Source organism: Pseudarthrobacter linnaei (assembly GCF_055412825.1).
Window position 1 is genome coordinate 225463 of the sequence record NZ_JBVAYX010000005.1, and the last position, 11718, is coordinate 237180.

The window sequence follows — 11718 nt, forward strand, 5'->3', positions numbered from 1 at the left end:
CGGCCCGGGCACACTGTCAACAACGACGCCGGGCCCCGCGTTATTTCTGCCTCAGCTGTGGCGCTGCCCATGCATCAGCCGGCGGCGGCTCAGGGGCACGAGTAGTTGTAGTCCAGCCCGCCGGAGACGTACTGCGTCAGGGCGACGCGGCTGCCGGGGGTGAGCGCCGGCAAAGAGCAGTTGGACTTGGCACCCGTGAGCGACCGCGCCCCCGCCAGCCAGCTGGGCAGTCCCGCGAGCGGGCTGCTGGCCGCGACCGTGCCGGCAATCTGGTTCCACTGGTAGCCGGTGGAGTACAGGCCGACTTCGGCGTTGATGCTGGTGAAGTAGTCGGTCATGCCTTCGAGGACCGCGACGTTGGCGGCTTGGTCCGGCTGCCAGCTGTTTTCGGTCTCCACGTCCAGCCACCACAGGTAGTTCTCCGGGTTGTCGATCCCGCGGATGGTGGCGTCGTCGTAGGCCTTCGCGTAGCCGTACATGTAGGAGCAGGCCCGGAAGTCGTCCGCCCCGTTGCCGCAGACGCCATACGGGTTGGGGACGTCAGCGCCGCCGTAGTGATTGGAACTGGGCCACCACGAACCCTGCCGGCCGGGGTTCGCCGTATTGACGTACAGCGCCACCCGGGGCTGGGCGGTGAGCGCCGGGGACGGGGCGGTGCCTGCCCAGGCGAGTTGGGCTGCCAGGCACGGGTTGGTGGTGTTGGCGAGGCCGTTGTTCACCCCGACGACGGCGAACGCCGGCTTCTTGGGGAGGGTCTTGCCGCACTGGGGCCAGGAAACGTCGATCCCGACAGGCTCGGCATTCCGGGGCGGGGCCGCAGCGGCCGGCCCTCCGCCCAGCAGGAGCAGGCCCAGCGTGATGGCGGCGGAAACAACTTTTTTCAATACCCGGGTGGCCATGCTCCAGCTTACTTCCAACCTCTGCCCCGTTCCGGGAAACCCGCCGTGCGGGTCACCGGTTGGAATACCTGGCAGGCTGAGGGGGTTGCCGCACCTATGAGCCATGCCAACCCACTGCATCCGGAAGTGTCCGCCACGATCGGCCTCAAGGACCTGGGAACCGTCCACCGCCTGGGATTCGGCGCCATGCGCATTGTCGGGGACGGCGTCTGGGGCGAGCCGGCGGACCGCAAGGCCGCCATCGCCGTCGTCCGCCGCGCTGTTGAACTCGGCGTTGACTTCATTGACACCGCCGATTCCTACGGGCCAAACATCAGCGAGGAGATCCTTGCCGAGGCCCTGCACCCCTACAAGGACGGTCTGCGGATCGCCACCAAGGTCGGCTTCACGCGCACCGGCCCGCACGAATGGGTGCCGCTGGGCCGCGCCGAATACCTCCGGCAGCAGACCGAACTGAGCCTGCGCAAACTCAAGGTCGACGCGCTCGACCTGCTGCAGCTGCACCGGATCGACCCCAAGGTGGATCCGGAGGAGCAGTTCACCGTGCTTCGTGACCTGCAAAAGGAGGGCAAGGTGAAGGCGCTGGGCCTGTCCCAGGTCAGCGTCGCAGAACTCGAGGAGGCCGGGAGGTACTTCACCGTCTCCACCGTCCAGAACCGCTACAACCTGACCGACCGCAGTTCCGAGGACGTGCTCAGCTACGCCGAGGAGAACGGCATCGGTTTCATCCCCTGGGCGCCGGTCTCCGCCGGGGAGCTGGCCCGGCCCGGCGGTCCGCTGGATGCGGCCGCCCAGCGGCTCGGCGCCACCACGTCCCAGGTTGCCCTGGCCTGGCTGCTGCGCCGCTCCCCCGTTATGATGCCGATCCCCGGCACCGGCTCGATCCAGCACCTCGAAGAGAACCTGGCCGCTGCCGGCGTCGTCCTGGATGACACCACGTACGCCGAACTCGAAACCACACACTAGAACCCCCTACCAACCACCGCCGGCCATGCGGCCGGCAGAACAGGAGCCTGACATGGCTAGCATTCTGATGGTCGTATCCGCCGCCGATTCCCTCACCATGCGTGACGGCAGCGAACACCCCACCGGCTACTGGGCCGAGGAGCTGGTGGTTTCGCACAAGCTGCTCGGTGACGCCGGACACACCGTCCGCATCGCCACGCCCGGCGGCGCGAAGCCCACGGTCGACGAGGTGAGCCTGACGGTCGAGTCCGCCGGTGGCCAGGACCGCGCCGACAGCTTCCGCACATACCTCGCCGGGATCGATGCCGAGCTGTCCGCGCCGCTCGCGCTGGCCGACGTCGACCCCTCCGGCTACGACGCGGTCGTCCTGCCCGGCGGCCACGGCCCGATGACCGACCTCTACCAGGACGCCGACCTCGGCAGGATCCTGATCGCGGCCGACACCGACGGCAAGATCATCGCCCCGTTCTGCCACGGCCCGGCCGGCCTGCTGAGCGCCACGGACGACGCCGGGACGTTCGCCTTCGCGGGACGCCGCCTCACCGTTTTCACCAATGAGGAGGAACTGGGCGGCGGCACCGGCCCCAACACGCCGTGGTTCGTGGAGGACGTGCTGAAGGACAAGGGCGCGGTCATCGAGAACTCCGCTGCGTGGACCTCCCACGTGGTGCGCGACGGCAACCTGATCAGCGGCCAGAACCCGCAGTCCAGCGAGGACGTGGCGAAGGAAGTCCTCAAGGCCCTCGCCGGATAGCACCGCCGCAACACCACCCGCCGACGCCGGGTCCGGGCTGCCGGACCCGGCTAAGCTGTCCGCATGGCCATCAAATCCACCGCAGACAAAGTCGCGACCATCCAGAAGGGGTACACCCTCGAGGGACCCACGATTGAGCTCGGTGCCGCGATCATCGACGGCGAAGTCCACAAGGATGCCCCCGTCCGGCTGCCGCTGTCCATGATGAACCGTCACGGGCTGGTGGCCGGGGCAACCGGCACGGGCAAGACCGTCACGCTGCACATGATGGCAGAGCAGCTCTCCGCCGCCGGGGTCCCGGTGTTCCTGGCGGATATCAAGGGCGATCTGTCCGGGCTGGCCACGGCCGCCACCGGCAGCGAAAAACTGATGGCACGCACGGCAGCGATCGGCCAGCCGTGGGCCGGCAGGACGTTCCCGGTGGAGTTCCTGGCCCTGGGCGGCGACGGCAACGGCATCCCGGTCCGCGCCACCATCACTTCCTTTGGCCCGATCCTGCTCTCCCGCATCATGGAGCTCAACGACACGCAGGAATCGAGCCTGCAGCTGATCTTCCACTTCGCGGACAAGAACAACCTCGAACTGATCGACCTGAAGGACCTGCGCGCCGTCATCGCGTTCCTCACCTCCGCGGAAGGCAAGGACGAGCTCCAGGAACTCGGTGGCCTGTCAAAGTCGACGGCCGGCGTGATCCTCCGTGAACTCATCACGCTCGAGGCGCAGAGCATGGAAAAGTTCTTCGGCGAACCCGAGTTCGACACCGCCGAACTGATGCGTACCGCCCCGGACGGACGCGGCGTCATCACCTGCCTCGAACTGCCCACCCTGCAGACCAAGCCGATGCTGTTCTCCACCTTCCTGATGTGGCTGCTGGCCGACCTGTTCGACGACCTGCCCGAGGCCGGGGACCTGGACAAGCCGAAGCTGGTGTTCTTCCTGGACGAGGCCCACCTGCTCTTCAACGACGCTTCGAAGGCGTTCCTGGACGCCATCACCACCACTGTGCGGCTGATCCGGTCCAAGGGCGTCGGTATCTTTTTCGTCACCCAGACCCCGAAGGACGTCCCCGCGGACGTCCTGGGGCAGCTCGCCAACCGGATACAGCACGCCCTCCGCGCCTACACCCCGGAGGATGCCAAAGCGCTCAAAGCCACCGTCTCCACGTTCCCGATGAGCGACTACAATCTCGAGGAAACCCTCACCTCAGCCGGGATCGGCGAGGCCGTCATCACCGTCATGAACGAGTCGGGCGCCCCGACGCCGGTGGCACTCACCCGCCTGCGCGCGCCGGAATCGGTCATGGGGCCCAGCACCGACGCCCTGATCTCCAGCACGGTGGCCGGCTCGGCGTTGCTGCCCAGGTACGGCACCGCCGTCGACACCGTCTCCGCCTACGAGAAGATCTCCGGGCAGGCCGCGGCGGACACCGGCGCGGCGGCCCCTGCTCCGGCCCCCGGCAACGGCGGTGGCGCCTCCGACGTCGACGCCGAGGCACGCCGGATCGAGGAGGAAATCCTGGGCCGCCCCAGCAGCCGGCCCGCAGCGGCACCTGACCGCCAGGAGCCGAGCCGGGAGCCCCGGCAGTCACCCAGGCAGCCGCAACGGCGGCCGGCGGACGACGGCGGCATGGCCGGAGACCTTGCCGGGGCCTTGGGCGGCGGACTCAGGAGCATGGCCCGCTCGCTCGGGACCCAGCTCGGCCGCGAACTGCTGCGCGGCGTCTTCGGCACCGCCGCCAAACGCCGCCGCTAAGCGGACCTTGTCACATGGAGCCCGCGTGACAAGAGAATTCCTGTGGGGTGCAGGTAACGTAAGGTGAGTGCAAATGAGTCAGGCGTCAGTCAGGATCGCAGCCACGTGGCTGCTGGTCCTGATGCTTGCCGTGGCCGGAGGCATCGTTGCGATCAACGTCGTGAACAACTCCCTGGCGAGCCCGCAACAGCCTGTCCGTGAATATCTCGATGCCCTGCAGAAGGGCGAAGGTGAGAAAGCCCTTGGCCTGCTGAGTGCTTCCGTCCCCCAAAGCAACGCCGCCATGCTGGACGGCACAGCACTGCAGACCGCCACGGCACGGATCAGCGGCATCAGGTACGGCGACGCCGAGGACCGCGGCAACAACCAGGTGATGGTGCCGATCGAGTACACGATTGACGGCAGCGAGCTGCGGACCGAGTTTCTGCTGGAGAGATCCGGAACCGAATGGCTGTTCTTCCACAAATGGGCCCTTGTTCCCGCCGCCCTTCCGGTTTTGGACGTCACGGTGGTCAACGCCAGCGAGGCCACCCTCAACGGGGTCCCGGTGAACATGCCCAACGGCGGCAACTCCTTCGCCGTCTTCTACCCGGGTGAGTACGAGGCCTCCCTAGCCGGTCAGTACTTCTCCGCCGCGCCCACCAAGGCCACAGTGTCCGGTCGGGACGTCCCCGTGGCACCGCTGAACCTCATGACGGAAGCCACCGACGGGCTGAAGGACGCGGTGGGCAGCAAAGTGAACGAGTTCCTGGACACCTGCGCCGACACCGCCGACAAGCAGCAGCAGCTCCAGCCGGACTGCCCGTTTTACCACACCACCAACAACCGGGTCATTGACGGCACCATCGACTGGAGCATCACCGAGTACCCCACCGTCAGCATCGAACCCTTCGGCGGACGCTGGGTGATGGCGCCCCTCAACGGCAAAGCACGGATCGAGGCCCAGCAGGTGAATCTGTTCACCGGCACCGTGACGTACCTCAACACCGTCCACGATTTCAGCTTCACCGCGCGCCTGGACATCGACGCGGACACCGTCAAGGTCACCCCGCTTCTGAGCGACTAGGCCCGCGGCGGCAACGCTGGCGTCACGCCGGACAGTCTTTTGGCTCCAACGGCCCCACCGCAGCCCGTCATTCCGCGGAATCCGTTGTTCCAAGCTGCCAAGAACCTGCCTGCCGTGACGCATACACCGGCCCGGACGTCCGGCCGAGGACTGCCTGGACCTCGGCCAGCATCCGCGCGGGGTTGTGCACAACGTCGTCGTAGTAGTAACGGAGCACGGAGTAGCCCCGAACCATGGACACGTTGTTGCGCCGCTGGTCCTTCTTGACCTGGACCCACTCACCGTGATGGCGCCCGTCCAGCTCCACAATCAGTGTGCCCTCCAGCAGGAGATCCACGTATCCGACGCCGTCAATGTAGACCTGCGCTTCCACGCTGATGCCGGCCTGGCGGAAATACGTCCTGGCAAGGGTCTCCAGCAGGGATACGGCTCCGCGGTCCACCCAGTCAAGGACCTGGCGGGCGCGGCCATTGCGTTTCCCGGGGAGCCGGTCCCGCAGGAACCCCAGTGTCATATCGCCCCGGCCGACTGCGCACTCCACCATGACCAGGGCTTCGGCGAACGGAAGGCACCTCAGGGCGTGGATGAGCACGTCACCTAGGGCAGCCACCGGCCGGTAGGGGTGTGGCTTGAGGAGCAGCCCGTAGTGCCCGGCCTGTCCCTCGAAGGCTTCACCGCGTCTGTGATGTACATGGAGCGGGCCGGCGGAGTTCACATACCAAAGCCCGTAGAAGGGCGCCGCGCTGCTGCATGTGAGGAGCTGCCGGCGCTGCAGCAGCGCCACATGGTCCGGGGCCGCCGTCGGGAGCGCATAGAGACCCCGGACCGGCTGCAGGACGCCGGCCCTCACCGCGCGCCGCAGTGCGGCGTCGTCGATCCCCAAGCGGGCCAACGCAGGCCGCCGGGCGGCGCCGCCGCAGATGGTCAAGGCCCTGAAGACATCCATGGGGCAATCGTTTCCGCGGCCAGGCGGTGCCGGCAGTCCGTTGACTCGCTATGTGGACATCTTCACGTCACCCGGCGCAGGTTTTTGCGGCCGCCAACACCGTGGAACTCCGGGATTCCGCGGATCCGGGGCCGGGTTAAAGCCCAAAGGCTGCTGTCCGTGACGCCGAGTCACGAACAGCAGCCCAAGCCGGGGCCTCTTCGGCGGACGTCAGTCCATTCCGCGCAGGTCCAGCACCAGCTCGGTGTCGCCGTCGGCCTGCAGCAGCACGGGGATGCCCCAGTCCTGCTGGTACAGGTGGCAGGCGGCGTGGTCGGGGATCTCGCCATCCGCGCCCTCCGGGCCGTCGCAGGCAGCGGCGCGGGCGGTGATGTGCAGCACGCCCTCCGGCACGTCGGCGGAAAGTTCCAGGGTGCGGGACAGTCCCACCGACGTTCCGCCGCCGGCCAGCAGCAGTTCCGGCGGGGTGGAGGAGATCTTCAGCTGGGTCGGGTCGCCCCAGCGGTCGTCCAGTTTCTGGCCTGTCGGCGCCGTGAAGCGGACCGCCAGCTCCAGCAGCCCGGGGGCCACGGGGGTCTTGGGCCGGTGGGTCTGGGCCGCGCCCTCATCCACCTGCTGCGCTTCCTTGGGGATCGGCACGTAGACCAGCTGGTGCTTGTTCGCCTCCACCACCACCAGCAACGGCTCGGCGCCGGCGACCTGGGTGTGGTCCACGATCACGTCGGAGGGCTCGGACAGCCCGCGCGCCAGGGTGGAAACCGTACCCGAGGCGGGATCGTAGCGGCGGACGGCACCGTTGTAGGTGTCCGCGATCGCCACCGAGCCGTCGGGCAGCACGGTGACGCCCAGCGGGTGCTGCAGCCGGGCTTCGGAGGCCTTCCCGTCGCGGAAGCCGAAGTCGAACAGGCCCTTGCCGACGGCGGACTCAACAGTGATGGCACCGCCGTCGCCGATCACGAGCTTGCGCAGTGCCGAGGTTTCAGAGTCCGCCACCCAGATGTTGCCGTCGGCGTCCTCCGCGAGGCCGGAGGGCTGGGCGAACCAGGCTTCCTCGGCCGGGCCGTCGACTAGGCCCTCGAGGCCGTTGCCGGCGATGATGGACACGGCGCCGGTGCGCGGGTCGAAGCTGAAGATCTGGTGCACGCCGGCCATGGCGACGACGACGGCATGGAGTTTGGTGGACCAGACCACGTCCCAGGGCGAGCTGAGGGAGACCTGCAGCGGATCCGCTTCCAGCCGGGCACCGTAGGCGGCGCCCTCCTCGTCCACCCGGGCAGGTCCCGTCTCGAGGAGCCGCTGCACGCCGTTGCCGGCCAGGGTGCTGACGGTTCCGTCCGCGAGGGACAGCCCGCGCAGGCGGTGGTTCACGGAGTCGGCAATCACGACGTCGTAGCCGGTCTCGGCGGCGACGTCCGCCGGGAGCAGGACCAGGCCCTGGGGTTCGTTGAAGCGGGCTGTGGCGGCATTGCCGTCAGCATGGCCCTTGTCGCCGGAGCCGTAGGTGGCGAGTACGGTCTGGAAGTCGGTGGAGAGCTCCACGAGGCGGTGGTGCCCGGTGTCGGTGACAAGCCAGGAACCCACCGCTGAGGCGCTTCCGACGCCGCGGCCGTCGGGCAGGAACAGGGCCTTGCCGGGGAACCGCAGGGTGCCCGACGACGGCTCCGGCGCCACATACGGCCCGTCGCCGCGGTGCAGCGTGCCCTTGCCCTCGTGCTCGGCGATCAGCTCCGGGATGAGCACGGCGAGGCCATCGGCGTGGCCCTCGCCGGAGAGGTGCGCCACGATGTAGCCCTCGGGGTCGATGACGACCAGCGTGGGCCAGGCCCGTGCCGTGTACGCCTTCCAGGTGTCCAGCTCAGGATCGTCCAGGACCGGGTGGCGGATCTCGTAGCGCTCGACGGCGGCGGCCAGGGCCACCGGATCAGCCTCGTGCTCGAACTTTGGGGAATGCACACCGACCGTCACCAGGACGTCGGAGTACTGCTGCTCGAGCGGACGGAGCTCGTCCAGCACGTGCAGGCAGTTGATGCAGCAGAACGTCCAGAAGTCGAGCAGTACGATCTTGCCGCGCAGGGATTCCAGGTCCAGGGATTTCCCGCCGGTGTTGAGCCAGTTGCGGCCCACCAGCTCGGAGGCCCGGACCCGGAGGTGGGTGCGTACGGTTTCGGTCATGAACGTCCTTCCAGCTTTGAGTTGCGTTCGGCCAGCCGGGCATCGCGCTCGGCCAGCTTGGCAAACATATCGTTGTAAGCCGTGAGATCGGCGTCGTTATTCCTGTCCGCCGCCCGATCGGTGCGCTTGGACTCACGCGCATCCGAACGGGACCACTGGACGGCGACGCCGATCGCCACCAGCAGCGTGGGCACTTCGCCGATGCCCCAGGCCACGGCGCCGCCCATCTGCTGGTCCAGCAGGGCTGAAGGCCCCCACGTGCGGCCGAGGTTGCCGAAGTAGTCAGCAGCCAGCAGCCCAGTGCCGCCCATGATCGCGACGCCGAAGAAGGCGTGGAAGCCCATGGTGGCCAGCAGGAGCAGCAGCCGCATGGGGTACGGCGCGCGCCGGGGCAACGGGTCGGTGCCGATCATGGTGAGCACGAAGATGTAGCCGGTGAGCGCGAAGTGCAGGTTCATGAGCTCGTGGCCGATGTGGTCCCGCATCGCGTACCCGAACGCTTCCGAGTAGTAGAACAACACGATCGAGCCGGCAAAGTTGGCGGCGGCGAACAGCGGATGTGTCACCAGCTGGGAGAACTTGGAGTGGATGACGATCAGCAGCCACTCGCGCGGACCGCGGGAGCTGTCGCGGCGCGCTGTGAGCGCACGCAAGGCCAGCGTCACGGGAGCGCCAAGGACGAGGAAGATGGGCGCCACCATGGTCAGTGCCATATGGTCCACCATGTGCGCCGAGAACAGCACCCGGCCGTACACTGCCGGAGGACCGGAGGTCACATACGTCAGGACTCCGAGGCCTACCACCCAGTTGACGGCCCGGAACCAGGACCAGGAGTCCCCGCGCCGGAGCACCTTTCGCAGGCCGAGGAAGTAAGCAACGAGGCCAAAGACCGCGACGGCAACCCAGAGCCAGTCCGGGCGCCATTCAGTCAGCCAGCGTTCCGGGGTCAGTTCCGGCGGCAGTTCATAGCCGGAGATGATGAAGGCCGGGGAGGCGTTCGGCGCCAGCGCCTCTTCCTGCGGCGGCGCCGAGCGTCCGAGCGCAACGGCGATGCCCGACGTCGCACCCATGATCAGCAGCTCCACAACAACAAGCTGCCAGAGCACGCGGCGGGCGGACAGTCCGCCGCCGTGGCTGCCCAGCTGGGGGATAACCCAGGTCCGGTGCATCAGGCCGATGCCGCCAAGGACGAGGGTCGCCGCTGCTTTGGCCAGGATCAGCTGCCCGTAGGCCGAGCCGAAGAGGTCGTTCCAGGAAGTGAGGCGGATGCTGGAGTTGATCACGCCGGAGGCGAAGACGAGGACAAAGGCGAAGCCGGCCAGCGCGGAGAAGCGCCGGAACGTCGGCTCGGTGATATCAGGGCGGCTGCCGGACTTTGTGCCGGACGCGGTGCCTCCCAGCGTGCCGGACAGCAGTGCCAGTGTGATGATGCCGCCAACCCAGGCCGATACCCCGACAAGGTGCAGGCCGAGTGAATTGATGGCGCCTTCGTGGTCAGCGGAGCTGGCGGAGTGCCCGATCAGCGCCGACGGGACGAGTCCGATGAGGGACAGCGCCAGCGTTGCCGCCAGGGCCCCCCGGGAGCGGACCCCAAAGAGGGCCGTGGTGACCACGGCGGCAATGATGACGACGGCCAGCCAAGCCCGGCCGGTCTCGATATCGGTCATGAAATAGACCAGGGAGCGGGTGAACTCCGGGTCCCCGGAGATTCCCTGGCCAGCGATGTCGGAGTAGCTCAGCACCAGCACGGCAATCGCCGACAGCGTCCAGACGGCCCCGGCGGCCGCGGCGATCGCCAGCGTCCGGGTGAAGGCCGGATGTTCCGGGGCGTCGTTGTCCTTCGACCGGGAGCCGGCTTGGGAGCGGGGCAGGATTCCGACGGCGAAGAGCAAGCCGCCGATCACGGCGGCCAGCGCAATGTTGTGCACAGCCTTGCTGACCGGAAGGCCCCAGCGGACCAGGGCACCCGGGTCGGAGACCTCGCGGGCGGCCGCGGCGCCGGAGAACACCAGCGCGGCAACAAGTCCCAGGAACAGCGCTGCAAGGGCGGCGAACAGCCAGGCCCGGGCAACTTTGCCGGAACCCGCGATGGCGGCCCGTCCTCCCCCGGTCGGGGTGGGAGCGGAGGTGGTGGCACGGGGATTTGCTGCGGAAGGCACAGCTCCATTGTCCGCTACGCCCCGCCTGCCCGCCGAATCGAGTTGTGCCCGCAACCTGCCCGGGCATGGCCGACGGGCATGGCCGTTAACGAAAAAGGAGCGGCGACCCAGAGGGTCGCCGCTCCTTTCAAGCGTTCACAGAAGACTACTTCTTCTTGGAGACCGCAGCCTTCAGCTTCGAGCCGGCGGTCAGCTTGACGCTGTGGCCCGCGGCGATCTGGATGGTCTCGCCCGTCTGCGGGTTGCGGCCGGTGCGAGCTGCACGGTCGGTGCGCTCAACTGCGAGCCAGCCCGGGATGGTGATCTTTTCGCCCGCGGCGACAGAGGTCTCGAAGACCTCGAACAGTGCATCCAGCACGGAGTTGACGGCGGCCTGGCTGGTGCCGGCCTTGCCTGCTACCTCTGCAACAAGTTCACTACGGTTCTTAGCCATTTATGTCCTCCTGGACGGTCATGATTTCTGGAGCCTGCACACGGCATGCGCACAAGCCACTGTTCGAAAACTTACCAGCTTGCCGCCGCCGAGGTGGCAAATTCCGCGTGTTTTCGGCCTTTTTTGAGGAAAAAGCCGTGAATCGACGCCTTTCGAGGCCATATTTCGCCATCAGCGGACGCTCCCTCAGCTGAGGTACGGTCCAACCCGGTGCAGCCGCAGATCATGCCTGATCCGGGGCAACGCTCCCGGACTCCCCCGGAGTTCGACGGCGGCGGCTCCCGCCGCTCTGGGACCCACAGGCCCCTCTGATGGCGCTGAGCTGCTGCGACGCCGGCACCGGAACTTGGGAGCCTGGATCGCGCACCACGAGCTGAGGCCGGAGGAGGGCGTGCGCCCGCGGCGGTTCCGGTTCCTGTGGCGGTTCCGGCGCCGGTGGCTGTGGGAGGTGGTGGAACCGGGGCCGGCGGGTGGTGGCGGGGGGGTGCTTGGCGTTGGTGCCCGGTTACGTGGTGCTTCCGTTAAATGCGGGAGAGCCCCAACCGTGTGGTTGGGGCTCTCGACCGTTTAA

At 67.9% G+C, this 11718-nt stretch carries 9 protein-coding genes; 4 read left to right on the forward strand and 5 right to left on the reverse strand.

Annotated elements, in window-relative coordinates; translation table 11 throughout:
• Window positions 1–89 precede the first annotated feature (89 nt).
• The gene (locus ACZYZ3_RS07520) at window positions 90–899 is read right to left on the reverse strand and encodes a glycoside hydrolase family 25 domain-containing protein (RefSeq protein ID WP_463963200.1); all 810 of its coding nucleotides are present in this window, start codon (window positions 897–899) and stop codon (window positions 90–92) included.
• Window positions 900–995: 96 nt separating this feature from the next.
• Here ACZYZ3_RS07520 and ACZYZ3_RS07525 point away from each other — a divergent pair, with 96 nt between their 5' ends.
• From ACZYZ3_RS07525 to ACZYZ3_RS07540, 4 genes are all read left to right on the forward strand, one after another.
• Window positions 996–1865, forward strand: a complete 870-nt coding sequence (locus tag ACZYZ3_RS07525) for an aldo/keto reductase (RefSeq protein ID WP_463963201.1) — start codon at window positions 996–998, stop codon at window positions 1863–1865.
• Between the two features lie 52 nt (window positions 1866–1917).
• Entirely contained in the window at window positions 1918–2619 is a 702-nt protein-coding gene (locus ACZYZ3_RS07530) for a type 1 glutamine amidotransferase domain-containing protein (protein ID WP_463963202.1), read from the forward strand.
• Between the two features lie 63 nt (window positions 2620–2682).
• Entirely contained in the window at window positions 2683–4371 is a 1689-nt protein-coding gene (locus ACZYZ3_RS07535; RefSeq protein WP_463963203.1) for a helicase HerA-like domain-containing protein, read from the forward strand.
• Between the two features lie 73 nt (window positions 4372–4444).
• Entirely contained in the window at window positions 4445–5437 is a 993-nt protein-coding gene (locus ACZYZ3_RS07540; RefSeq protein WP_463963204.1) for a hypothetical protein, read from the forward strand.
• A gap of 67 nt (window positions 5438–5504) precedes the next feature.
• Here the strand turns inward: ACZYZ3_RS07540 and ACZYZ3_RS07545 are convergent, their stop codons facing one another.
• The 4 genes from ACZYZ3_RS07545 to ACZYZ3_RS07560 form a co-directional block, all read right to left on the reverse strand.
• Complete coding sequence (locus tag ACZYZ3_RS07545; protein WP_463963205.1) at window positions 5505–6383, reverse strand: DUF559 domain-containing protein; 879 nt, start codon at window positions 6381–6383, stop codon at window positions 5505–5507.
• Between the two features lie 210 nt (window positions 6384–6593).
• On the reverse strand, window positions 6594–8555 hold the full coding sequence (locus ACZYZ3_RS07550; RefSeq protein ID WP_463963206.1) for an NHL domain-containing thioredoxin family protein: 1962 nt from the start codon (window positions 8553–8555) through the stop codon (window positions 6594–6596).
• Window positions 8552–10714 (reverse strand): bifunctional copper resistance protein CopD/cytochrome c oxidase assembly protein, encoded by a 2163-nt coding sequence (locus tag ACZYZ3_RS07555; protein WP_463963207.1) that lies wholly within the window; start codon window positions 10712–10714, stop codon window positions 8552–8554. Before ACZYZ3_RS07555 ends, ACZYZ3_RS07550 begins: the two co-directional genes overlap by 4 nt.
• Before the next feature lie 145 nt (window positions 10715–10859).
• A complete protein-coding gene (locus ACZYZ3_RS07560) occupies window positions 10860–11147 on the reverse strand; it encodes an HU family DNA-binding protein (RefSeq protein ID WP_024367639.1) in 288 nt (95 codons plus the stop codon).
• Window positions 11148–11718: the final 571 nt, after the last annotated feature.